Source organism: Bacillus cereus group sp. MYBK79-1, from assembly GCF_051915365.1.
Classification (GTDB): Bacteria; Bacillota; Bacilli; order Bacillales; family Bacillaceae_G; genus Bacillus_A.
Window position 1 is genome coordinate 31646 of the sequence record NZ_JBQAEO010000011.1, and the last position, 25521, is coordinate 57166.

Consider the following 25521-nt stretch of genomic DNA (forward strand, 5'->3'; position numbering starts at 1 on the left):
AAAAAGTAAAATTCATTTCAAATTGATATAAACTTGATATGCCTTAAGTATGATTGAAAAGGAACATAAAGATGTACAGAAAGGAATTTTAAGATGATTGGTTATAAAAAGGTTCTTCAATCATGAGGTCTGTTTCATGATAAAGTAAACCATCAAGGACGTATAGTGCATCTCGGGCATTTGTATTAATTACTTTTAAATAGAAGGAAGCAAATTGATCACTTATAAACCTATAGATAGTTGCTCCTCTTCCTGGCCCATAGTGCGGGTTTGAATCAGCATGTAAAGAGCGAACGCCAATAGGTACCCGCATTCCATCTGAGGACGATGTATTACCGTCTCCCCAATATGTTGCTAATTGTCTCCTGTGTTGAAAGTTAACTAGAACAGACTGAGATCGAACCATAGCATCATCATACATTCTCCATTGTGCTGTGTTTGCCATTTGTCTATAAGAGATTCCAGGAGTAGCCTCTGCCATTTTTGTAAGACCAATATTGGTCCCTATTGCCATCAGAGTTGCTAATACTATATTCTTCTCTTCTTGATCAGGAGATTTGTTCGTTGAAGTATGGATAAATTGCTCATGAAACCCAGTCCATCTGGCTACTTCTATTAGTAAATCTGTGAGCTTTATTCTTGGTAACATATTATGTAGGCGCATACTAAATGCTTTTGCTTCTTCTGGAGTCCTTTTATCTAACCTCTCCACATATAGTTTTCCTTGGCTGATATCAACACCTTCTAATTTTTCACTGTTTTTTGATAACCAGTCCAAACGTTCGTTTAGCGAAGTTATTCTTTCTGTTAAGTACTCCTTAACCGTTAAAGGAACTGCCAAGTAATTTTCCACATTTTTTATGTTTCTCCAATCCTCTTCAGATATTAAGTAATCATCAAATGCCTTATACTGTCTATTTCCTGAAACAAATATATCTCCTGATCTTATGTAATTTCGCAACTCTGTTAATGCTGCAAGTTCGTAATAATGTCGGTTAACATTACCTTCGTCGTCATACACATGTTTTTACCTTACATTCTACGAAAGTACCCATGTCACTAGCCCTTTAAAGGTATTTGTATATTCCAATCCACATAATGTAATTAAGTTGATTCACAATCAAATAGTTAGTACACTAATTATATAATTAGTGTACTAACTATTTGGAGGGTAATATGGATAATTTAGGATATTTGTTACACAAAATAAGTGTAATGACGAAAACAGAATTAACAAATCAATTAAAAGAATATAATATCACCGCTCAACAATGGTCAGTTTTAAAGGACATATCATTTTACCCTAATGGAACAACACCTGCTGTGATTGCAGACAGATTATTAGCTGATCGGCCAACAGTAACAGGAATCATTCAACGATTAGTGCAAAAAGGTTGGATTGTTACTAAGCATAATCCAAGTGATAAACGCTCACAACTAGTATTCTTAACTGATAAAGCAAGTTCATTACTACATGAGATAGAGCATGTAAGTGATAATGTGATAAAAATTGCTGTAATGAATATTCCAAAAGATGAGGTAGAAATAACAATGTGTGTTTTAAAAAATATGATTCAAAATTTAAAAGAAAATAAAGGATGATGAAAATGATTTTAGTCACAGGTGCTACAGGAAATGTTGGGAAAGAGATTGTAAAGGCGTTAATACAAAGAAGTGCTAATTTTCAGGTTGCAACTCATAGAAAAGAAAGCAAAGGTGTTTATTTTGATTTTGAAAACCCTTCATCATTAAAACTTGCTTTAATGGGTGTTACGAAATTATTTCTTCTACGTCCACCTCATCTTGCTGATGCCAAAAAGTATTTTCAACCTGTTATAGATGCTGCAAAAGAAGTAGGTATCAAACATATCGTATTCTTATCATTGTTAGGTGTAGAAAAAAATCTAATCGTACCTCATGCTAAAATTGAAAAAATCATAAAAGATTCTGGAATTCCTTATACATTTTTAAGACCAAGTTTTTTTATGCAAAATTTATTATCTCAACATGGTGATGAATTAAGGAAAGATAAAATAATTGAGGTACCTGCTGGTAGAGGAAAAACCAGCTTTATAGATGTGCGGGATATTGGAGAAGTTGCTGCAAAAGTGTTAACTGAAGATGGACATAGATTCAAAGCTTATGCTTTAACTGGAAGTGAAGCATTGACATATTATGAAGTTGCTGAAATTATTTCAAAGGAAACGAACGAACATATCATATATACAAACCCTAATATTTTTACTTTCAGAAAAAGAATGATTCAAAAAGGTTTAAAAAATGATTTTATTATGGTGATGATTGGCATTTATACTACAGCGCGATTAGGTTTGGCTAAAAAAATTACACTAGACTTAGAACAGTTACTCGGAAGAAAACCAATCACCTTAAAGCAGTTTGCTCATGATTATAGGGAACAACTTATATAATAGGATTAATGGTTCTTATTAAAGGAATAAAATTCAATTGCTATAATGATTAATGACCACATTTCTTTTTGATATAAAGAGCCGATTTACTCTTAACGGGGTAAAATGCGGCCATTTTCTTATATGAATTTGCTTAGCGTGTTTTTTTCCGAAATGCTGGCGGTACCTCATATAGTAATGTACTATTTTGAAGAGTGTGTGAATTAAACGATTTTATTATTTTCTTGAAGTTCTGGTTATAGAATACTAACTACATTTTTAAATGATTTTAAAACCATCTACGCTGTTAATCCGTAGGTGGTTGTTACATTTTTAGAGGGAAATTAAATAACATTATTATCGCTACACTGCTGAAGATAAATCGATTTTGAACATTTTTTCAAAATGTTTTTTTACATAAAACACGAGTTTGTAAGGTATATTTAAGTTTCGTTTCATATTTAAAGAGTTATAGCCACCATATAGTTATAACGTTTCAAGTTTTAAATAATAAGCAACATTGCAGCAGAATCGACTTTTTAATGAAATGGAAATGAGTAAGGTAAGAGAGTTTAAAAATATAAAATAATGGGAATTGCCCTTGGCTTTATTTACTATAGGAGGGATCATAAGTATCAATTTCTTTTGAAATCAACAAGAAAAAGCGTTTGTAGACTCAAGAATAAAACAGGATGACAATAATTAAAATTCAGTAATTGCTTCCTTTTCTTTTCATATATATGTAGAATCCAAAAAATATGTTGCGGTAGATTTCTATGATGGAAGTATGTATCCTATATGATTTCAAAAAAGGAGAGTGCAATAGTTAATTTATTGAATTTCAAGTTGAAATTTTATCCCGACTGTAGGGCAGTTACTTTTCTACCTGGATCAACCGATGAAGATACATCTAGGAGTAAAATACGAGTACGTATAAAATCCTGCTTTTAAATCGAAAAAGAAATAGTTTAAAAAGAATAAAATTGTATTGACGCCATTAAACGTTATGATATAATCTATCTCATGTAATGTAAATCGTAATGATTACGTTTTAAATTAAACGAAGGAAATAAAAAACATTGTAAAGGATAGTTGTGATGATACAGGAGATAGATTTTATAAAATGTAATCCAACTCAAAATATGACGATTCTTGTAAACACTAATCATCCAGTTACAGAACATAAGATGATTGCAACAAAAATTATGTCATATGACAACGTGTATGCAGAACAAGTAGGGTTTATAGAGGAATCTACAAGGCAGGAGGCTGATGCACACTTAAAAATGGCTGGGGGAGAGTTTTGTGGGAATGCTTGTATGGCATTGGCTGCTTTTATTACGTCTAAAAAAGCACCACAACATAATAACTTAACAGAAATATTACTAGAAGTTTCAGGAACAGACGAACTCATAGTGTGTCAGGTGAGAAGAGAGTTAGAGGAATATTATTGCCAAATTACGATGCCTATTCCTAAAGAGATAGAACAGAAAACTATAAAGCATGAAGGAAATGATTTGGACATTGTTATGATAAATTATCATGATTCTATCCATATTGTCATAGAAGTAGAGGCAATAAGTGAAGCAATGAGAAAGAAAGCCCAAACATTAGCCAAATCATTGGCATTAACTCTAGATACTAAATTGGTAGGTATCCTATTGTATAAATCAAATTCTAATGAATTAGAACCACTAATCTATGTTCCACATCTTAATAGTATGGTATGGGAACGGGGATGCGGTTCAGGTACTGCCTCTTTAGGAGCTTATTTAGCTTGGAAAAATCAAGAGGAGGTGGTTGCACATGTAAAACAGCCTGGTGGAACTATTACTGTTTTCGCCAAATGTCATAAAGAAGAGATAACAAGTCTTAAAATTGAAGGGGGTGTTGAGATAGTAGCACAAGGAAAAGCTTTTATAACTGTTTAACTATTACATTGTATTGGAGAGAAAAAGGAATGAATGATTTAGATGTTTTTTTGAAATTTTTGAATGATTATTTAGAGAAGTTTAATACTTTGTCAGGAAAATATAATCACACTATCAATAATTATTTGGAGTTAGAGAGCTTGATAGATGATTATTCAAACTTCATTGTAAACACAAGGAACCAAGAAATGTGGGAGAAATTGCAGCAACAAGAAAACTGTGATTTGAATCAACTTATAGCATCTTTAAGAGAAAAATCATCACATTGTGTAGCTATTATGGAAAAATATCGTGCATTGAAATTGCTAAGTGGGGTTGCTGAAATAACAGATTACTTTAAGAATATTGAATCATGTATTGAAAAAGAATTTGGTAGTTTTCAAATTACTTCTAATTCAAAAGTATTACTAGTAGGATCAGGTTCATTTCCAATGACACCATTATTAGTTGCTCAGAGAACTGGAGCGGAGGTTGTTGGCATAGATATTGATGATGAAGCTATTAAACTGGGAGTAAGCGTTGTAGAAAGACTAGGTACAGGATTAAATATTAGATTGGAAAAAGTACCAGTAGAAAATCTTGATTTTACAAAAGACGCGACTCATATCATTTTTAGTTCAACCGTGAAAGAGAAATATAACATACTAGAGCAATTACATACGTTAACAAATGATAATGTAGTGGTAGCTATACGATATGGTAATCAGTTAAAGTCTCTATTTAATTATCCTTCGAGGGAAGTTGATAAACAAAAATGGAATAAAATTGATGATATATTGCGCCCAAATGATGTGTTTGATATTGAGTTATATAGAAAAGTATAACCTACATTCTTATGAGAAAGGGAGGGTTTTATGAGTGCTTTTAAGCGTGTTTTAGTGTTAGGAACTGGCCCTACTGCGATCCAGCTTGCTGTAAATTTAAAAAGGCAATTGAAAAGTGAGGTTGGGATTGCTGGAAGAGAATCTGCTCGTTCAGAGGAAGTATTTTCAGCTATTAAGCAAAGTAATCATCTAGTTCATGTAAGCGTTCAAAATGAAAAACATAGAAATATGGAAGGTGTTTGCTCCGTCGATCAAGTCTTTAAAGGATATGAAACGATTAAAGGGAATTGGGATACCATTATTTTCTCTGTAACAGCGGATGCGTATATTGAAGTAATAAAGAAGATTAATAAAGATTTTTTGAAACAAGTAAGGTGTATTGTTTTAATTTCTCCGACTTTTGGTTCAAACAGCCTAATAAGTAATTATATGAACAGTATTAATCCAGAAGCAGAAATTATTAGTTTTTCTACATATTATGGGGATACACGATGGATACAAGGTAGTCCTTCTAATCATGTTTTGACAACAGCAGTTAAGAAAAAAATTTATATAGGATCGACAGAGTGTCCATCTGAAAATATAGATATACTCTGTAAGGTGTATAAACAATTAGAAATTACTCTTGAAGTCATGAAATCTCCACTTGAGGCGGAAACGAGAAATATTTCTTTATATGTTCATCCACCATTATTTATGAATGATTTTTCTTTAAGTGCGATATTCGGAGAATTCGATGTGCAAAAATTTGTATATAAAATTTATCCTGAGGGTCCAATTACACAATATTTAATACGTGATATGTTGGCACAATGGAAGGAAATAATGAATGTTTTAGAAAAAATGAAGATTAAAAGACTTAATCTGTTGCAATTTATGACAGATGATAATTATCCAGTAAGATTGGAAAATCTATCTCGGCATGATATAGAAAACTTTAATCATCTAGAAAATATCCATCAAGAATATTTATTATATATTCGTTATACTTCACTATTAATTGACCCTTTTTCTGAACCGAATAAGGAAGGGGAGTATTTTGATTTTTCTGCTGTTCCGTTTAGAAAAATATTTGTCAACAGTTCAGGGTATTGGGATATTCCTAGAATGCCAAAGGAAGACTATTATCGTATTAAAATAATACAGGGAATTGCAAAAAAATTAGGTGTACATTGTCCAACAGTTGATAAATTTATTAAGATTTATGAGAATAAAATTGAAAAGATTGCTCAATCTTGTAAAGGTAAATTATTATCGAATGCATATTATGCTCAAAGTTTCGAGGAGGATTTAAATATGATTTGTAGTGAAATAGAAAAAGATAGTAGAGAGAAAATAGTGGAATAAACTTGACCTTACTACAATATATAAATCGTAATGATTACTGTTTTCAATTAATCTTTTAATATATTTGAAACAGCTAACAGTATTAAATAACCGAAGTAAATTATATCAAAAGTAAGAAGAACAAAAGGAGGAAAATAATTTGTTGACTAAAAGATTTAAAATCATGACTCTAGTTTTTCTTTTCTTATGCGTTCTAGCTACCTGCTTTGCAATGTTAAAAAGCTCAGATAGCAAGAAGAAAAGTAATATTTCAACAAGTGACAAAAACACATTAACTTATGCAGTATCTAAAGATATTAATGATATGAATCCGCATTTATATACAGGTTCCATGTCTGCTCAAGGAATGATATATGAATCATTAGTTGAAAATACTAAAGAAGGCATTAAGCCTCTACTTGCTAAATCATGGGAGATATCACAAGATGGAAAAATATATACTTTTCATCTAAGAAAAGATGTGAAATTTCATGATGGTGAACCATTTAATGCAGAAGCAGTGAAGAAAAATATTGATGCTGTGCAAGATAATGCACAAAAGCATTCTTGGATTAAACTATCAACCAAAATAGTATCTTGTAATGTGATAGATGAATATACAATTGAATTAGTACTATCAGAAGCATATTATCCAACGCTAGTTGAATTATCCATGACTAGACCTTATGTATTTATATCGCCTAAAAATTTTGTTAATGGAGGCACAAAAAGTGGCGTAAATGGCTATAACGGTACAGGTCCATATATTCTCGATCAACATAAAACCGATGAATCTGCAACTTTTAAAGCGAATGAAAACTATTGGGGTGGCTCACCTAAAATTAAGAAGATTACTTCAAAAGTTCTGCCAGCAGGGGAAACAACATTTTTAGCATTACAAAAAGGAGAAGTTAATTTTGCTTTCACAGATGATAGAGGGGCAGATAGTATCGATATCGAGGCAATGAATCAATTGATTGATTCTGGTAAATATCAAATTACTAGAAGTGAAGCAATGAATACGAAGATGATTGTGGCTAATAGTAGTAAAACTGATAATCCAGTAAGCGAAAAGGCCATTCGTGAGGCCATTTGGTACGCTATTGATAGAGAAACAATTACTAAGGATATTTTAAATAATACGGAAACGGTAGCTCATACGCTATTTTCTTCTAATGTTAATTACGCAGATGTTCCATTGAAGAAGCGTAGCTATGATTTAGAAAGAGCAAAGGAAATTTTAAAAGAAGCTGGCTGGAAATTGGAAGGTGATGCTGTCGTTAGAACGAAAGAAGGTAAAAAACTAGAAATGAACCTTTATTATGATAGTAATTCTCCTTCTCAAAAAGCAGAAGCTGAGTTTATCCAAAGTTCGTTAAAAAGTATAGGTATTCAATTGAAAATTATTGGTGAAGAATCCACTTCAATCGCTAATAGAAGGTCAACTGGGGACTATGACTTATTATTTAATCAAACATGGGGATTGGCGTATGATCCACAAAGCACAATAGCTGCTTTTACTTCCAATGCTTCTTATTTGCATACTACAAGTGGTATTGCAGAGGCAGACCAGCTTTACAATAAAATTGCTGAGGTTATGGTATCTACTAATGAGGAAGCACGAAAATCATTGTATGCGGATATTTTAAAAACTGTTCATGATGAAGCAGTCTTTATTCCAGTATCATATGGACGTGTTACTGTAGTTTCTCCTAAAAATTTAAAAGGTATCTCATTTAAGCAAACACAATATGAGTTACCATTTGAAAGAATGAACTTTAAATAGGGATAAAAAGGGGGATTCCCCCCTTTTTATTGGTTAATTTTTTATTCAAAGGAGAGTTTCTATGGGAAGATATATCATTAAAAGGCTATTAATATCGATTCCTTTGCTTTTAGTTATTTCATTGGTTACGTTTTTTTTAATTCATCTTTCCCCTTTAGATCCAGCAGAAGTGGTACTACGTGCACAAGATACTCCAGAAATAACAAATGAATTAATTGCACAAACGAAAGAGAAGTTAGGTATGGATAAACCATTAATAGAACAATATTTACATTGGACCATAGCTTGCTTGCAATTAGATTTTGGGAACTCATACGTCACAGGAAAACCAGTTTGGTCATTAATAGGACCTGCTTTTCTTAATACATTAAAACTAACCTTAGTGTCATCTGTTTCTATTATTATTTTGTCAATAGTATTAGGTGTTATCTGTGCAATGAAAGAAGGCAGGGGAATTGATAAATCAATAAGAGGGATTTTATTTTTCCTAACAGCAATGCCGTCATACCTTCTTGCTGCTATTATGATTTGGTATTTTTCTGTGAAATTAGATCTTCTACCAACAAGTGGGATGGATTCCTGTAAAAGTTATTTTCTTCCAGTTCTTGTTATTACAATAAGTTATGCAGGCATTTATTTTCGAATTGTTAGAAGCTCAATGTTAAGTAATTTAAATGAAGATTACGTACTATATGGGAAAGCTTGCGGCTTAACAGAGAGACAAATTACTCTACATGTTTTAAGAAATTCTTTGCAAGTTGTCATTTCAATATTTTGTATGTCTATACCTATTATATTAGGAAGCACGGTAGTGATAGAAAATGTGTTTGCATGGCCGGGGTTAGGAAGTCTGAGTGTGAAAGCTATTTTAAGTCGAGATTTACCGGTTATTCAAGCATATGTCCTCATACTAGCAGTAGCATTTGTATTGTTTAATATGATTTCTGACATTATAAATGCTGTAATGAATCCTAAATTAAGGAATGATCTCTAAATGAAAATATTAAAAGCTTTAAGTAAAGATAAGTTAGCTATTATTTCTTTAGTAGTCATTGTTATGACAATTGTTGCTGGTATTTTTGCGCCTTTACTTGCACCACATGATCCTGAGGGAGTAAATATGAAACTTAGGTATGCGAACCCATCGTGGGAATACCTACTTGGTAATGATCACTTAGGAAGATGTGTTTTATCTAGATTGATTTATGGAGTTCGTCCTAGCATTCTATGGGTTTTAGTTGTGCTATTGATAATTGTTTTAATTGGAACTATTTTAGGCCTTATAGCCGGTTACTTTAGAGGCCGAGTAGATGCTTTTATTATGAGGGTTTGTGATATTATGCTTTCTTTTCCAGGGTACGTTATGGCATTGGCAGTTGTGGGGATTTTAGGCGTGGGCTTTAAGAATATATTAATCGCGTTTCTTTTAATTAAATGGGCATGGTTTGCTCGAGTAATTAGAACATCTGTTATGCAGTATTCGGGATTAAACTATGTGAAGTTTGCTAAAGTATCGGGTATTAGTGATATGCAAATTATATGTAAGCATATTGTTCCTGTTACATTGCCTAATATAGTAGTTATTTCAAGTAGTTCTATTGGCTCAATGATTTTACAAATATCTGGTTTTTCATTTTTAGGTTTGGGAGTTCAAGCTCCAAATGCTGAATGGGGAATGATGTTAAATGAGGCGAGAAGGATTATGTTTTCAAAACCAGAGCTAATGTTAGCACCTGGGTTAGCTATTATTATTGTCGTAGCGGCTTTTAATTTTTTATCGGATGCACTCCAGGTTGCTTTAGATCCGACACTAAGAGCTTCTAATCATCACGCTCAAGAAAACGGGAATATCTTTAAAAATAAGCTCAAAGAAAAAGAGGGGGCAAAATAAATTTATGAACCTGTTAGAAGTTAGAAACTTGAGAACTTGGGACAATAACAATGGTAGAGTGATTGTTGATAATGTCTCGTTTCATTTAAAACAAGGAAGCTGTTTAGCAATTGTAGGAGAAAGTGGCAGTGGCAAGTCTGTAACTTGTCGTTCAATTATGAGATTGAATAAATCTTGGGTTCATCAATCAGGAGATATTCTATTTAAAGGGGAAGATTTAAATAGTCTTTCTGAGAAAGAGATGAGAAAAAAAAGAGGAAAACAGCTTTGTATGATTCTACAAAATGGCATGGGGGCATTTGATCCTTCATGTGTGATTGGTACCCATCTAAGAGAGACACTTGCTCAACATTTTGGTTGGAATAACAGCAAAATAGAGAAAGAAATGAAACATGCCATGGAAAGTGTCATGTTAAAAGCTCCAATAGAGATTATGAATAAGTATCCACATCAGCTATCCGGTGGGATGTTACAGAGAATTATGATTGCGTTGGCATTAGTATTAGAACCTGATGTTATTATTGCCGATGAGCCGACTACAGCATTAGATACAATTTCACAATTTGAGGTCGTTGAACAATTTATTAAATTAAAAGAAAGAATGGGGTGTTCAATGATCTTTGTTTCCCACGACTTAGGTATTGTAAAAAAAATTGCTGATAACGTTTTAGTAATGAAAGATGGGAGAGTTATTGAAAAGGGAAATACCCAAACTATTTTTTCAGAAGCGCAACATGAATATACAAGATATTTAGTGTCTACTAGATTAGCACTAAGTAATAACTTTAAGAAAATAGTGGGGAGGAGTTCTAATTGTTGAAAGTTAATCGCGTTGATAAGTCCTATAATAAAGGCGGATTATTTTCTAAAGAAAAACAGAAAATCTTAAAAGAAGTTAGTTTTGAATGTGAGAATGGTGAATGCCTTGGTATTATCGGAGAAAGCGGCAGTGGAAAATCAACGTTAGGACGTTTGATATTAGGAATAGAAAAACCTGATCGTGGAACAATTTTATTTGAGGGGAAGCGTGTAGAGAGCAGAAAAGTAAATCTAGGTAATATGAGCGCTGTCTTTCAAGATTATACTTCTTCCATTAATCCGTTTTATACTGTTGAAGAAGCAATTATGGAGCCATTAAAAACTCAAAAAAAGAATCGAAAAGAATACAATAGCAAGATTGATAATTTATTAATTCAAGTTGGATTAAATCCATTGTATAGAGAGAAATATCCGCATGAGTTATCAGGAGGAGAGATTCAGAGGGTATGTATTGCAAGAGCTATATCAATAGAACCGAAATGTATCTTATTAGATGAAGCGATTAGCTCTTTAGATGTATCTGTTCAAAAACAAGTACTTGATTTATTAAAAAAATTAAGAAAAATATATAACACGAGTTATATATTTATAACGCATGATATTCAGGCTGCTGCCTACATATGCGATAGAATTATAATCTTTAAAGATGGTCAGATTGAAGAAATAGCCGAGATTGAACAATTAAAAGATGTTCGGTCAGAATATGCAAGGAAATTACTAGAGATGGTAGTAACGTTTTAACAGTATTAACGATAAAAATACTTCATTACTATATTGTAAGTATAAAATAAGTATCTTGCGATATTCAGAGTTATAGAATTAGGAGGAGAAATTGTGAATGGAGCTATGTCTTGGCCTTTTTTACGTTTGTATATATTAGTTTTTCTTTATTTTAGTGCGAATGCCATATTAAACGTTATTATTCCTCTACAAGGTGGAATATTAGGGGCTAACAATACAACAATTGGTTTGATTATGGGGGGATATTTATTTACAACTATGTTCTTTCGCCCATGGGCAGGTCATATTATTCAAAAGCACGGTCCGGTAAAAGTATTACGTATTATTCTCATCCTTAATGGTTTTGCTTTAATACTTTATACTGTTACGGGGTTAGGTGGGTTTTTAATTGCACGTATTTTACAAGGAGTTTCAACAGCTTTTTTCTCAATGACATTACAGATGGGTATAATTGATGCACTGCCAGATAAGGATCGCTCTCAGGGGATTTCACTATACTCTTTATTTGCTAATATGCCAGGGATTATTGGGCCCGTAGTGGCATACAGCATTTGGGAGGCTGGAGGGATGGATTATTTTATAGTGGTACTAATATCAATTGCGATCTCTACAGCAATGTTTGGATATAGTGCTAAAATGGAAAAAATAAAGAGTCAACCTGTTTCAGATAATGCTGAGCAAGAAGTAAGTATTTTTAAATCTTTTAAACAGTTAGTAAAAAATCCAATTTTATTCAAATGTAGTGTGTTAATGTTAGTTGCTTCAATTGTATTTGGAGCTATAACTACCTTTATACCACTATACGCTTCCCAATTAAAAAGTGGTAATGCTGGAATTTATCTCATGCTTCAAGCGGCTACTGTTGTCTTCGTTCGTTTTTCTTTAAGAAAAAAGATTCCTTCAGATGGTAAATGGCATGCGTCTTTTGTTATGGGAACTATGCTTTTATTAGCAATAGGTGCACAGTGTGTAAGCTTTTCGATAACGGGTGGAGCAGTTTTTTTCTATATGGGTGCAATTTTAATGGGAATACCTCAAGCGCTTCTCTATCCTACATTAACAACATATTTGACATTTGTCTTGCCTGAAAAGAGTCGTAATGTGTTAATTGGTTTATTTATTGCCATGGCTGATTTAGGTGTTTCGCTAGGTAGTGTTATTATGGGGCCGATAGCTGATTTCTCTTCTTATTCATTTATGTATATGATTTGTGCTATTTTGGGTGCCGTGATGATTATATTTGCTTATCATTGGAGAACAACATAAAAGAGTTTTCGAAGGTTTCACACACTGCTTAAAAAAAATAGTTGAAGAGGTTAAATAACGCTTAGGATTTAGAAAATTAGTTTTGGTAAAAAAATCTGGAATGATTACAATGTATCTATAAATGTCGACATACTTGCTTCTGTAACAGGAATATTGAATTTTAAAAATTTACAGGATACCTAATGTTATTGTGTGCTTAGGCTCTACATTTTCTTTAGTGTATTGATAAAGAGTAGTACCACATCATAAAATACGTATATTACAAGGCCTCTGACAATGTATTGGTGTATAAGTCAGAGGCCTTTAGAGTTTCTTAGATTACTGGTGAGTCTTTATCGCTTTTAATTTTATAACATTTTTAAATACAACTTAATTTTCTTTAAAAGTTAAATGCGTGGATCTTGCCAAAAATTTAAAGGGAAGTGATTGCTTTCGTGATACGCTTCAAATTCATACCCTTTTTCCTTCAATCCTACTATAATGGCTGATACAGCTGCAACAGCTTGAGGATGAATGTCGTGCATTAGTATAACTTCTTGGGACTTATTTGCATTAGTAAGTACATTTTGAGCAATGTTTTTGGAAGCTATTTCTAATGGTACGTTATTATACTTCCAATCTAAAGAGTCAATTGTCCAATCCCATACTTTAAAGTCATTTTCTACAACTTTATTACGAAGTCCTTCGTTTAATCCAGGCATGGAACCATATGGAGGTCTTGTTAATTGTGGTTTTTCACCAATAAGGTCAGCTATTAAACTTTGGTTTGCTTTCATTTCATTTACATAGTCACCATTTGTATATAATTTTTTGAAATCATGTGTCATGCTGTGCATACCAACGTAATGTCCTTCGATTTTTTCCCGTTTTACTAAATCAGGATATTTTTTTACAGGATTACCAGTTAAGAAAAATGTTGCTTTAACGTTATGTTGTTTCAGTATGTCTAAAAGCTCGGCTGTATACTTTCCTGGTCCGTCATCAAATGTAAGATATGCCACTTTTCTTACTTGACCATTAAACTGATTAGGAATTGTTTTTCTTAACTCCACATTTGGTTGTTCACTTACAAGTTGAATTGGATTGTCTTGATTTTCTATATCTTTTGCAAGTGAAGTAGTGGATTGCAGAACAAAATAAAGACTGACTACTATGGTTAATGTTAGAACTGATATTAACAATTTTTTTGTCTGAAATAATTTTTTCACTCTCTATATTCCTTTCTTTATCTATCATTAATAATTTCTTTAAATATAAGTATACTAAATTATATTTGATAAAAAAGAAAGATTCTTATTTACCATAATTTCAATTATTTTACTTTTTATCATGTTGAACGCTAGGAAAGTCGTTGAAAAGTGTTTCACATGTAAATAAAAATAGAAAAATTAAAAGAACGTATATAATAGATATGTCTAAAATGTACGTTCTTTTTAAATGAATTATTCAATTCAAGTACTGTTATCTAGAGTGTTCTATTATCCAATAAATTGTATTAATAGCTGGTTAAACTTATCACGTTCTTCCCAAAATGGACCATGACCACTGTATTGAAATGGTACAAGTTGTGAGTTTGCTATTAGTTTTTTTGTTTCTTGACCTTTGGTAAAGGGAACGATTTTATCATGGATACCATGAATAATTAACGTAGGTATAAATATTTTGTTAAGATCATTGTATACATTTTCATCTCTTAATGAGGTCATGATTGCAACTGTCGACCAACTAGCGGCCTGTAATCCTAGTTGGGAGAACCAATCTGAGAATGGTTCAGTGATTTTCTGGAAGAAAAAGAGGTCCGTTACACCTTGCAACATTTTAGGACGATCATTAAGTGTTTCTGTAATGAACTTATTTGCCACTTCTTTTTCAACACTGGTCGGAGATGCAGCGTCTATAAGGACTAGTTTGGATACGCCAAAACTTTGATGTCGAGCCATATATCGAATGGAAATTGCTCCCCCTGTGGAGTGTCCTGCAAGTGTGAAATCTCTTAACTGTAACGTCTCAATTACTACACGTATATCATCTGCCAATCTATCGAAATTGTAACCACTGAATGGTTTATCGGAATCACCGTAGCCTCTCCAGTCAACGCCTATACATCGATATCCCATCGCAGGAAGAATATTAAATTGATATTCAAATTGCTTATGGTTTAAAGGCCATCCATGTATAAATAGAATTGTTTTATTTCCCTTTGGGTTTACATCTTCTACATTTATTCTTACACCTGGCTCTACAGTAATAAAGTATCCCATGCAGACTCCTCCATTTAAATAAAGATTGCCCCTGCAATAAGATATTCGCCTATAGAATAAATATGCTTATTCTGTACTTTTATATAATGTTGGAGGAACCAGATTTTATCTAATAATATTGCTTTGGTAATTGAAGTGAATTAGAGGGAGAGAAATAAATAATTATCTCTTCCTAACTTAATTATATCATGTAAATCAAGTTCGAAATAGACTGTTTATTCGTATTGACTACTGCTACAATCAAGAATACATGCAAAGTAAGGAGAGATGTTACTTGAGTTCTTTCGTTCTCGATTTTCAGGAAATAGAAAACATGCAGCTTTCACTTGTCGGTGGAAAAGGTTTGAATTTAGGGGAGTTATCCAAAATTCAAGGTATACAAGTGCCAGAAGGATTTTGTGTTACAACGGTAGGATATGAAAAGGCTATCGAGAAAAATAAAAAGTTTCAAACTTTGTTGCAACAGTTAACAAAGTTAAAAATGGAAGAGCGAAATAAAATTGGTGAAATTAGTAAGAAGATTAGGGAAGTCATTATGGCAGTAGAAATCCCTATTGATGTAGTGGAAGCGGTAGCTCATTATCTCTCACGTTTCGGAAATGAACATGCGTATGCCGTGCGTTCTAGTGCTACGGCTGAAGATTTACCGTATGCCTCGTTTGCTGGTCAACAAGATACGTATTTAAATATTATCGGAGAAGAAGCAATTTTGCAGCATGTAAGAAAATGCTGGGCGTCTTTATTTACAGAGCGAGCAGTTACGTACCGCATGCAAAATGGTTTTGAACATAATCAAGTTTCTATATGTGTTGTCGTTCAAAAAATGGTTTTCCCTGAGGCTTCGGGAATTTTATTTACTGCTGATCCGGTTACTTCTAACCGAAAGGTATTATCAATCGATGCCAGTTTTGGACTTGGTGAGGCATTAGTATCAGGACTGGTCTCTGCCGATAATTATAAAGTAAAAGAAGGAAAAATTACTGGAACGATGATAGCGACTAAAAAAATAGCTATTTATGCTTTGAAAGAGGGCGGAACAGAAACGAAACAGATTGATCTGGCTCAGCAAAAAACTCAAACATTGTCTGAACAACAAATATTACAACTAGCACAGATTGGAAGACAGATTGAAGCTTATTTTGGTTGTCCCCAAGATATTGAATGGTGTTTAGTGGATGCTACATTTTATATTGTTCAAAGTCGCCCAATCACGACTTTATATCCAATACCTGAAGCAAATGATGGGGAGAATCATGTGTATGTATCGGTTGGTCACCAGCAAATGATGACCGATGCGATGAAACCACTAGGATTATCTTTTTTCCTGTTAACGACTAGTGCTCCTATGCGTAAAGCGGGGGGCAGGCTATTTGTTGATGCTACGCAACAATTAGCTTCACCTGCTAGCAGAGATTACTTAATAAACACTTTAGGAAAATCTGATCCGCTCGTAAGAGATGCATTAACGACTATAATCGAGCGAGATGATTTTATTAAATTGTTACCAGATGGTGAAAAAGAAAAGAGCGTTGGTAAAAGTGGTCCACCTGCAAGTTCGCAACCACAAATCGAAAACAATCCAGCAATCGTTACGGATTTAATAAAGAAGAATCAAGCATCAATCGAAGAATTAAAACGAAATATGCAAATGAAATCAGGGGGGGATGTACTTGATTTTATTTTGGAAGATATTCAGCAATTAAAGAAAATATTATTTCATCCGCAAAGTATGGCTGTCATTATGGCAGGTATGAATGCTTCAACATGGATGAATGAAAAAATGGAGCAATGGCTAGGCGAAAAGAATGCAGCAGACACACTTTCTCAATCCGTACAAAATAATATTACATCTGAAATGGGGCTAGCATTACTCGATGTTGCAGATGTGATTCGGCCATACCCAGAAGTTATTGCGTATTTACAACATGTAGAAAATGATAGCTTTTTAGATGAACTAGTTCAGTTTAAAGGCGGAGAAAAAGCTCGAGATGCCATTCTAACTTTTCTAAAAAAATACGGAATGAGATGTAGCGGAGAAATAGATATTACGAAAACGCGCTGGAGTGAAAAGCCAACAACCATTATCCCGATGATTTTAAATAATATAAGAGACTTTGAATACGGTGCGAGTAAGAGGAAGTTTGAAGAAGGACTGCAAGAAGCTTTGAAAAAAGAAGAAGAATTAGTAGGTCGATTGCAGCATTTGCCGGATGGTACACAAAAAGTAGAAGAGACGAAGCAGATGATTCGTAACATCCGTAATTTTATCGGTTATCGTGAATATCCAAAATACGGCATGATTAATCGTTATTTCATATATAAGCAGGCATTATTGAAAGAAGCTGAGCAACTTGTGCGGAGCGGTGTCATTCATGAAGTCGATGATATATACTATCTAACTTTTGAAGAGCTTCACGAAGTCGTCCGCACGAATAAACTAGATTACAAGGTTATTCATAAACAAAAAAATGAGTACAAATTATATGAAAAACTAGCGCCTCCTCGTGTAATGACGTCTGATGGAGAAATTATTACAGGTAAGTATAAACGAGAAAACCTCCCAGCTGACGCAATTGTAGGTTTGCCTGTTTCTTCAGGAGTTATAGAGGGAAGAGCTCGCGTTATTTTATACATGGAAGAAGCGACTTTAGAAGAGGGAGATATATTAGTTACTGCCTTTACTGACCCTGGCTGGACACCATTGTTTGTGTCTATAAAAGGGTTAGTCACTGAAGTTGGCGGACTTATGACACACGGCGCAGTTATCGCACGTGAATACGGATTACCAGCAGTCGTCGGGGTAGAGAATGCTACGAAATTAATAAAAGACGGACAACGAATTCGGGTACATGGAACAGAAGGGTATATTGAAGTGTTGTAATGAAACAAAAGATCATCCGCTATTATCGTGGATGATCTTTTATTATATAGTTGACTTATTTCTTTAAACCGGCCGCATAAAAAGGCCCATGAACAGCGATTGTTGATAAAATACGAGCAATTTCCTCAGGTGTTTCTTTTTGTCCGTTATTTAACCATTGCTGTATAACACCAATATGAGCAGATGCCATATAAGAAGCTAGATATTGGCTTGGGACAAGTAAATTCTCTTTATTTATGAGAGCGCCATTCGTATCTTCAAATATTGTTTTCCACATAAAGTCTTTCAGTTTTGTTTGGAAAGATAAATCTCCTTTTGGCAATGCTGGAAAACTCATACATAATGTCTTCTTGGCACTTCGTCATTAAATCAAATTTATCTTGATAGTGTGCATAGAAAGTACCACGATTAATGTTTGCTTTCGTTGTAATATCTTTGACTGTAATGGCGTCAAAGCCTTTTTCTTCAATTAGTTCGACAAATGCATTTCGTATGGCAGTTTTCGTACGAATGACACGTAAATCTAAATTACTATCGCGCAAAGCATGTCTCTCCTTCATTTTAGCCAACACATTTCAAGGATGTGTCTTATAACCGACACATTCACGATTTTTGATTATTGTATAAGGTTCAACTCGAACATATAATTCAAATATAAATAAACAACACGTTGTTGGTTATTATAAATCAAATTCTAGGAGGAGAAAAGAAAATGTTAAAAAATAAACTTTTATTGTTCTCACCAGTTATTGCACTACTCGTAGTTTTTATTTTTTCATTAACGTTATTTCCAACCGTTCAACCTAAGCCGAAAAACTTACCAATCGCAATCGTAAATGAGGACCAAGGAGTAGAAATCCCGAATCAACCGAAAATGAATATGGGGCAAACGATTGTTGATAATATGAAAAAGACATCAAAATTAGAGGAAGAACCTGCGGTCAAGTGGGTAGAAGTAAAAGATAAGGAATCTGTGCAACAAGGTTTAAGTAATCAAGAGTATTACGCAGCATTAGTCATTCCGAAAGACTTTAGCGCAAAACAATCATCATTACGAACACCACAGCCATCTTCGCCAGAGGTAGAAATATTTATAAATCAAGGAATGAATACAGTAGCATCAACTATGGCAGGGCAAATGTTAAATGGGGTAGTTGATAATATGAACAATACTGTTCGCGCGCAACTATTAGAAGGATATAAAGCAAAAGGAGTTACGTTAACAGCAGATCAAGTTTCAAATGTAGTCACACCGATTGCAAAGAAAGTAACAAATGTAAATGAAATTGGCAAAAACAGTGCGAACGGTAACTCGCCAATTTCTTTATTCCAACCGTTATGGATTGCAAGTTTAGCGAGCGCAGCAATTATCTTTATTGCGATCAGTAAAATGCCAGTAGGTACAAGAAAAGAAAAATTCGTATTAAAACTAAAACAAATCATAACAGGGGCTGTCGCAGCATTTGTCATTGGGTTCGGTCTTACATGGATTGCGGATGGAATGGTAGGATTAAATATTTCTAATTTCACTGATACGGCACTGTTTTTAACTATTACGTCCTTTAGTTTCTTCTTAATGATATCGGCGGTACTTTCAATAGTTGGGTTAAAAGGAATTGGTGTATTCGCACTCTTACTATTCTTCGGGGCACCGTTATTATCATTAGCACCTGAAATGTTGTCGCCATTTTACCAAGACTGGGTGTACGCATGGTTGCCAATGCGATTTATGATTGAAGGGCTGAGAGAAATATTCTTCTTCGGAAAAGGGTTAAGCTGGAGTACACCTGTAACAGTGCTCGTTTGGATTGGCGTAGTAAGTATGGTTATTATACTAGCAACGGCATTGAAGCGTAGTACGATAAAGGAACATGAAACAGAATTACATGCTTAAAAAGAAAAGCCGTTTCACTAGTAGTGAAGCGGTTTTTGTGATGAAATACAAGTTATATATAGTAGCTAAATTTCGTATATAATGTATGAAACGAAAATGAAAACAAATACGTTAGGAGTAAACATATGAAAAGAGGAATCTTTGTAGAAATTCCAAATGAATATGATAATTTACTTTGGAAAGTATTAAAGACAATTCATATTTCTTCATTTGATTGGTGGGTGGGGAGTGAGGAGTCATACTTGGTAGCACGTGGTGGATTGGATGAGGCATTATTTCCAGAAGAACCAAGTGTAGTGGAAGGATTAGAGTTAAAAAGGTTAGTTAAAGACAACATATATTATCTTGTTTTTGCAGATTTAAAAGCATATCCAAAAGGAGAAGTACTAGAAGAGATTGAAACATATGAAGAGTTTAAAGAAAGCAAGTGTGAAGTAGTCGTTTTAGTAGCGGATGGTGATTACATACACATTTATGCGAAAGACCAAAAAGCGATGGAACTGATGTATGAAAACGCACGGAATCAAGGTTTTTATGTAGAATACGTTACAGACGAAAATGACGGTAGAACGCGATTATCAGTATGGTAGTAATTTGAACGGGGGACGGCAATATGGAGAGAAACACAGTTAAAGAATATACAATTCGAACTGCTACTGAAGAGGAAAGCAATAGCATCATCACTCTATTAAAAGAAGTAGCACAGTGGTTACAACATAAAGAAGTAGATCAATGGCAGTATTTGTTAGGTGGAGAGGCTACGGCTGAAATATTAGAAGGTATAAGAGGGAAATATACATATGTGGTTACGAAAGGAGATGAAATTGTCGGTACAGTTACAGCATCTCCTAAACAAAATGATTGGGATGAACATATTTTTGGTAAAGAGGAAGTTTCTAATTCATTATATATTCATAGATTTGCGGTGAAACGGAAGTATAAGGGAAATGGAATTGGAGAATGGATTTTACAGTGGGTAGATGAGAATGTACAACATGAAAAAGAGTTTTTGAAGCTAGATTGTGTGGGACATAATCGTACGTTGAATAATTTTTATAAGAAAAATGGTTTTGAATATGTTGGGAGTACAGATGGACTTAGTAAGTTTCAAAAGAGAAGGGGGTAAGTGAATGAATTTAATTAACACAGAGTTAGTTAAAAGGTTAGTACAAGAACAGTTTCCAAAATGGGCACATTTAGAAGTGAAGCCTGTAAAGTTTAGTGGGCATGATAATCGAACGTTTCATCTAGGGAAGGAGATGAGTGTCAGATTGCCAAGTGATGCAGCATATGCACCGCAAGTAGAGAAAGAAAATAAGTGGCTACCTATATTAAGTAAGGAACTTTCTTTACCGATTTCTACACCACTTGCAAAAGGTAATCCATCTGAATCGTATCCATGGCCTTGGTCTATTAATAAGTGGATAGAAGGAGAAACGGTTACGAAACAAAATGTCCGTGACTTAAATGAATTTGCGGCGGACTTAGGAGCATTTTTAGTAGAATTGCAATCCATTGATTCGAGTAACGGACCGATAGCTGGAGCACATAATTTTTACCGAGGCGGGCTTATAGCTGTATATGATGAAGAGGCGAGAGGTGCTATTGTAAATAATAAGAATGTTTTTGATGAAACAGTATTAAAGCATCTTTGGGATGTAGCACTTCAGTCAACGTGGGATAGTAAACCAGTTTGGATTCATGGAGATGTTGCACCAGGAAATTTACTCGTTAAGGACGGAAAGCTTTGCGCCGTAATTGATTTTGGTATTTTAGGAGTAGGGGATCCTGCTTGCGATGCGGCGATGGCTTGGACGTTTTTTGATAAAAGTAGTAGAAACGTATTTAAAGAAGTATTGTGCATAGATGAAGAAACGTGGAATAGAGCGAGAGGATGGGCACTTTGGAAAGCGTTAATTACATATGATGCGAATAAGACTAGTAATAAAATAGTGGCAGAAGAATCGTATCGTGTTATTCAAGTAATTGTGGATGATTATGAGAGGTAGTAGAAAAAGCCTATTTTTTAAATAGGTTTTTTTTATATGATTAAATATAGAAATGGAAAGAAGGAATCTAACATAATTATACAGAATATTTAGATAATAGGAGGTGTCGAATTTTGAGTGAAATTGAATTAAAAAGGAATGTAATTAAGACAGGGAGTGAGAAGAGGATTATTCTTCGGTTTATACTCGCTAGTCTAGTTGGGGTGTTTATGTTTTTCGTACCAGTTACGATAAATGGTGCTTCTTCCATTATGATTGATCATATCGTATCATGGATCAGGACTTCGGTTCCGAGCGCAGTACCTTATTACGCTCTACTCGTTATGATAATGGGGGCGATTTATCCATTTTATACGAAAAAGTGGAATGCATCTATCGTAGACATTTGTTTTTCTATTTTAAAAGTAGTTGGCGTCGTTTTTGGTGTATTATATTGTTTGAAAATAGGGCCAGCTTGGTTCTTTGCACAAGATGTAGGGCCGTTCTTGTATGAAAAACTAGTAATATCGGTAAGTTTACTCGTTCCAATTGGCTCGGCTTTTTTAGCGTTATTAGTCGGATACGGATTACTTGAATTTATCGGTACGTTTTGCCGTCCGATTATGAGACCGTTATGGAAAACACCTGGACGATCAGCAATCGATGCGGTCGCTTCCTTTGTGGGGAGTTATTCGCTTGCACTTCTTATTACGAATCGCGTGTATAAAGAAGGAAAGTATACGACAAAAGAAGCTGCCATTATCGCTACAGGTTTTTCTACAGTATCCGCAACCTTTATGATCATCATCGCAAAAACATTAGACATTATGCATTTATGGAATGTTTATTTTTGGACTACTCTCGTTGTAACATTCATCGTAACTGCAATCACCGTAAGAATCCCACCACTTAGTAGAAAACCAGATACATATGTAACAGAAGAAGGGTTCCCAGAACCTGTGTATAAAGAAAAAATGCTAGAACGCGCTTGGGAAGATGCGTTAGAAGTATCGAAATCTGCACCGAGTATTATGAAAAATATCGCAGTGAATTTAAAAGATGGATTTATTATGACGATGGGAATTTTGCCATCCATTATGTCAGTAGGATTAATTGGTATCGTCTTAGCGAAATTCACGCCAATATTTGATTGGATTAGTTATATTTTCTATCCATTTACGTGGGCTTTACAGCTTCCAGAAGCAGAACTAGCTGCTAAAGCGGCATCCGTTGGTATCGCAGAAATGTTTTTACCTTCTCTTTTAGTTGTAAGTGCACCGCTCGTAACAAAGTTTGTCATTGCGGTTGTTTCGGTATCATCTATATTGTTTTTCTCAGCTTCCATTCCTTGTATTTTATCGACAGACATTCCGTTAAAAGTATCGGAACTTATTATTCTCTACGTACAAAGAACGATATTAACGTTACTTATTATTACGCCAATTGCTTATTTGTTGCTTTAAAGTTTTAATAAGATAAATCTATAACAAAAGAAGCCTTCTGTAAAAGAAAGGCTTCTTTTGTTTAAAAGCGAGGTATTCCCATTTCACTATCAAGCTAAGAAAATCAAATATCCAAAAACATGAAAATGTACTATTTTCTGTTTTTGGGATGCTTTTATTTATTTTTTGAATATGACGTCATGCTTCTTAAGAAAATTCCTAACCCTGCAAAAAAGAATCCTAAACATAATAAGCTGCCTGGCGTTCCCCAAGTAATTTGATCTAGCATTTTTATCCCCTCCCGTTCATCATTATATAGCATTTATTGGGAATTATCAAAATTTTCCTGTTTAAATGTTGTTGATGAGCCTTCCCACCTTATACGAGAAGACTATATTTGAAAAGGAATTCTTTTAAAAATATTCTATTATTCTTATAAAACGTTTCTGTTTCGTATGTTATAGTAACAACAAAGGGGGTCTTTCAAATGGAAATCATTCACGAAAGAGCAAAGTTACGGTTAATAGATAGTAATGATGTCGAAACTTTGTTTTCGATTGTAGAAGGAAATCGGGATATTTGGGCGTATTTAATCTCTAAAATGGATACTGCGCAAGATATGCAGCAATATGTGCAAAAAGCGATACAGAGTTATGGAAAGGGGACTCAAATCCCTTTCGTTGTAGTGGATCAACAGACGAATACGATTGTAGGAAGTACACGTTTATATAATATTTCAGTAGAAGATAAAACAGTCGAGTTAGGGCAAACATGGTATCATCCAAGTGTGCAACGTACGAGTATCAATACAGAGTGTAAGTATATGCTTCTCCAGTATGCTTTTGAAAAACTGCATATGCTGAGGGTGCAAATTAAGACGGATGCAAGAAATGAAAAAGCACAACGAGCAATTGAAAGGTTAGGTGCAGTTAAAGAAGGGGTGCTTAGAAATGAAAGAAAATTGCCAAGTGGTCATGTGAGAGATGCAGTTGTGTATAGTATTATCGCAAGCGAATGGCCAGTAGTGAAAGCTCGTTTATTGGAAAAATTAGAATTGTATAAAGAAAAGTTATAATTCGTGTTTTGAAAGGTATATTGTTCGAGATGTAAGAAAAATATACCTTTTTTCTTACAAAACGCTACTTTATTTTAATTACTTTTGTTTCATCGTTCCCTTCTGAGAAAAAATTCGTTACAATGTAGTTGTATGGTAATAAACTTATGAATTTAAAATATGTAATGAAAACCGCAAATAAAAATGAATTGATAATCCTCAATTTTAAATGAAAACCCTTTTATATATAAATAACAAGTAAAATTCCTTCTTGTAAACAAACTCAAACAAAACGATTTGATATAAATGTTTTTTATAGAAGTATGGATGATGTACGGAGGCAATTACAAATGAAAGAAAATAAGAAGAGTAAGAAAAGACGAATCTTTCAAGTATTTTTACTAATGATTTGTTCTACTATTTTATATGTAAGTTACGCAGCTTACGATATTTGGAGTTATCGCTTTAAAACAAGTGATGACGTGAAAACGGATGCTGGTATTGTATTAGGGGCAGCTGCCTGGAACGGAAAACCATCTCCTGTATTTAAAGAAAGAATAAATCATGCGATTTCTTTATATAAGAATGGCAACATTAAAAAGATTATTTTCACAGGTGGTACGAAGTTTGAGACAGAGCTTGAGGAATCAAGTACTGCTAGAGTGTATGCTATGAAACAAGGTGTAAAAGAAGAAGATATTTTAATTGAAACAAAATCTCTTTTCACTGAAGAAAATTTAAAGAATGCGAAGGAAGTTGGAATAGAGAACGGAATACGCACATACACGATTGTAAGTGATCCACTTCATATGAAACGCGCAATGAGAATCGCAAAACATATTAATATTGAAGCATATGCTTCACCAACACCGACATCAGCATATAAAACGCTAGATACAGAAATTCCATTCTTCTTTAAAGAATTATTCTCGTATATTGGATATGTAACCTCTTTGCCATTAAAGGCATTGAAGGGAGACTAATATAAGAAAAGAGCCCATCTAAAATA

At 33.8% G+C, this 25521-nt stretch carries 21 protein-coding genes and 2 pseudogenes; 19 read left to right on the forward strand and 4 right to left on the reverse strand.

The features are described from left to right. Nucleotides 1–106: 106 nt before the first annotated feature. Nucleotides 107–1027, reverse strand: a pseudogene (locus ACTFOB_RS17740) (Tn3 family transposase); the annotation flags it as partial. Nucleotides 1028–1176: 149 nt separating this feature from the next. Here ACTFOB_RS17740 and ACTFOB_RS17745 point away from each other — a divergent pair. From ACTFOB_RS17745 to cntE, 11 genes are all read left to right on the forward strand, one after another. After that, nucleotides 1177–1602 (forward strand): MarR family winged helix-turn-helix transcriptional regulator, encoded by a 426-nt coding sequence (locus ACTFOB_RS17745; RefSeq protein ID WP_440028166.1) that lies wholly within the window; start codon nucleotides 1177–1179, stop codon nucleotides 1600–1602. Between the two features lie 5 nt (nucleotides 1603–1607). Further along, nucleotides 1608–2429, forward strand: coding sequence for an SDR family oxidoreductase (locus ACTFOB_RS17750; protein WP_440028262.1), 822 nt, complete (start codon nucleotides 1608–1610; stop codon nucleotides 2427–2429). A 1076-nt stretch (nucleotides 2430–3505) separates the two neighbouring features. Further along, nucleotides 3506–4339 (forward strand): diaminopimelate epimerase, encoded by an 834-nt coding sequence (locus tag ACTFOB_RS17755; RefSeq protein WP_440028163.1) that lies wholly within the window; start codon nucleotides 3506–3508, stop codon nucleotides 4337–4339. A 29-nt stretch (nucleotides 4340–4368) separates the two neighbouring features. After that, nucleotides 4369–5163, forward strand: a complete 795-nt coding sequence (locus tag ACTFOB_RS17760) for a class I SAM-dependent methyltransferase (protein ID WP_440028160.1) — start codon at nucleotides 4369–4371, stop codon at nucleotides 5161–5163. Between the two features lie 30 nt (nucleotides 5164–5193). After that, on the forward strand, nucleotides 5194–6510 hold the full coding sequence (locus ACTFOB_RS17765; protein WP_440028157.1) for an opine metallophore biosynthesis dehydrogenase: 1317 nt from the start codon (nucleotides 5194–5196) through the stop codon (nucleotides 6508–6510). Nucleotides 6511–6673: 163 nt separating this feature from the next. Beyond that, nucleotides 6674–8275: a staphylopine-dependent metal ABC transporter substrate-binding lipoprotein gene (gene cntA / locus ACTFOB_RS17770; protein ID WP_440028259.1), complete on the forward strand. Its 1602-nt coding sequence runs from the start codon at nucleotides 6674–6676 to the stop codon at nucleotides 8273–8275. 61 nt (nucleotides 8276–8336) lie between these two features. Beyond that, nucleotides 8337–9269, forward strand: a complete 933-nt coding sequence (gene opp1B / locus ACTFOB_RS17775) for a nickel/cobalt ABC transporter permease (protein WP_440028155.1) — start codon at nucleotides 8337–8339, stop codon at nucleotides 9267–9269. Continuing rightward, nucleotides 9270–10166, forward strand: coding sequence for a staphylopine uptake ABC transporter permease subunit CntC (cntC, locus tag ACTFOB_RS17780; protein ID WP_440028152.1), 897 nt, complete (start codon nucleotides 9270–9272; stop codon nucleotides 10164–10166). 4 nt (nucleotides 10167–10170) lie between these two features. Continuing rightward, a complete protein-coding gene (cntD, locus tag ACTFOB_RS17785) occupies nucleotides 10171–10986 on the forward strand; it encodes a staphylopine uptake ABC transporter ATP-binding protein CntD (RefSeq protein WP_440028149.1) in 816 nt (271 codons plus the stop codon). Continuing rightward, nucleotides 10980–11726: an ABC transporter ATP-binding protein gene (locus ACTFOB_RS17790; protein ID WP_440028146.1), complete on the forward strand. Its 747-nt coding sequence runs from the start codon at nucleotides 10980–10982 to the stop codon at nucleotides 11724–11726. Before cntD ends, ACTFOB_RS17790 begins: the two co-directional genes overlap by 7 nt. A 93-nt stretch (nucleotides 11727–11819) precedes the next feature. Beyond that, nucleotides 11820–12992 carry a staphylopine family metallophore export MFS transporter CntE gene (cntE, locus tag ACTFOB_RS17795; protein WP_440028143.1) on the forward strand — a complete coding sequence of 391 codons (1173 nt, stop codon included), beginning with the start codon at nucleotides 11820–11822 and terminating at the stop codon, nucleotides 12990–12992. A gap of 386 nt (nucleotides 12993–13378) precedes the next feature. Here cntE and ACTFOB_RS17800 read toward each other — a convergent pair whose 3' ends face one another. Continuing rightward, entirely contained in the window at nucleotides 13379–14200 is an 822-nt protein-coding gene (locus ACTFOB_RS17800) for a peptidoglycan-N-acetylglucosamine deacetylase (RefSeq protein WP_440028140.1), read from the reverse strand. A 270-nt stretch (nucleotides 14201–14470) separates the two neighbouring features. Next, complete coding sequence (locus tag ACTFOB_RS17805; RefSeq protein ID WP_440028137.1) at nucleotides 14471–15253, reverse strand: alpha/beta fold hydrolase; 783 nt, start codon at nucleotides 15251–15253, stop codon at nucleotides 14471–14473. A gap of 274 nt (nucleotides 15254–15527) precedes the next feature. On the opposite strand from ACTFOB_RS17805, the gene ppsA reads away from it, so the two are divergent. After that, nucleotides 15528–18134 (forward strand): phosphoenolpyruvate synthase, encoded by a 2607-nt coding sequence (ppsA, locus tag ACTFOB_RS17810; protein WP_440028134.1) that lies wholly within the window; start codon nucleotides 15528–15530, stop codon nucleotides 18132–18134. A 55-nt stretch (nucleotides 18135–18189) separates the two neighbouring features. Here the strand turns inward: ppsA and ACTFOB_RS17815 are convergent. Continuing rightward, a pseudogene (locus ACTFOB_RS17815) lies at nucleotides 18190–18676 on the reverse strand (TetR/AcrR family transcriptional regulator). Between the two features lie 131 nt (nucleotides 18677–18807). On the opposite strand from ACTFOB_RS17815, the gene ACTFOB_RS17820 reads away from it, so the two are divergent. From ACTFOB_RS17820 to ACTFOB_RS17850, 7 genes are all read left to right on the forward strand, one after another. Further along, the gene (locus tag ACTFOB_RS17820) at nucleotides 18808–20028 is read left to right on the forward strand and encodes a YhgE/Pip domain-containing protein (protein WP_440028256.1); all 1221 of its coding nucleotides are present in this window, start codon (nucleotides 18808–18810) and stop codon (nucleotides 20026–20028) included. A 125-nt stretch (nucleotides 20029–20153) separates the two neighbouring features. Next, complete coding sequence (locus ACTFOB_RS17825; RefSeq protein ID WP_440028131.1) at nucleotides 20154–20618, forward strand: DUF2691 family protein; 465 nt, start codon at nucleotides 20154–20156, stop codon at nucleotides 20616–20618. A gap of 23 nt (nucleotides 20619–20641) precedes the next feature. Beyond that, entirely contained in the window at nucleotides 20642–21154 is a 513-nt protein-coding gene (locus tag ACTFOB_RS17830) for a GNAT family N-acetyltransferase (protein WP_440028128.1), read from the forward strand. A gap of 4 nt (nucleotides 21155–21158) precedes the next feature. Further along, on the forward strand, nucleotides 21159–22037 hold the full coding sequence (locus tag ACTFOB_RS17835) for an aminoglycoside phosphotransferase family protein (RefSeq protein WP_440028126.1): 879 nt from the start codon (nucleotides 21159–21161) through the stop codon (nucleotides 22035–22037). A 113-nt stretch (nucleotides 22038–22150) separates the two neighbouring features. Then, nucleotides 22151–23479, forward strand: a complete 1329-nt coding sequence (locus ACTFOB_RS17840) for a YjiH family protein (protein WP_440028123.1) — start codon at nucleotides 22151–22153, stop codon at nucleotides 23477–23479. Between the two features lie 466 nt (nucleotides 23480–23945). Next, complete coding sequence (locus tag ACTFOB_RS17845) at nucleotides 23946–24533, forward strand: GNAT family N-acetyltransferase (RefSeq protein WP_440028121.1); 588 nt, start codon at nucleotides 23946–23948, stop codon at nucleotides 24531–24533. A 329-nt stretch (nucleotides 24534–24862) separates the two neighbouring features. Continuing rightward, nucleotides 24863–25495 carry a YdcF family protein gene (locus ACTFOB_RS17850; protein WP_440028119.1) on the forward strand — a complete coding sequence of 211 codons (633 nt, stop codon included), beginning with the start codon at nucleotides 24863–24865 and terminating at the stop codon, nucleotides 25493–25495. The last annotated feature ends 26 nt before the right edge of the window (nucleotides 25496–25521 follow it).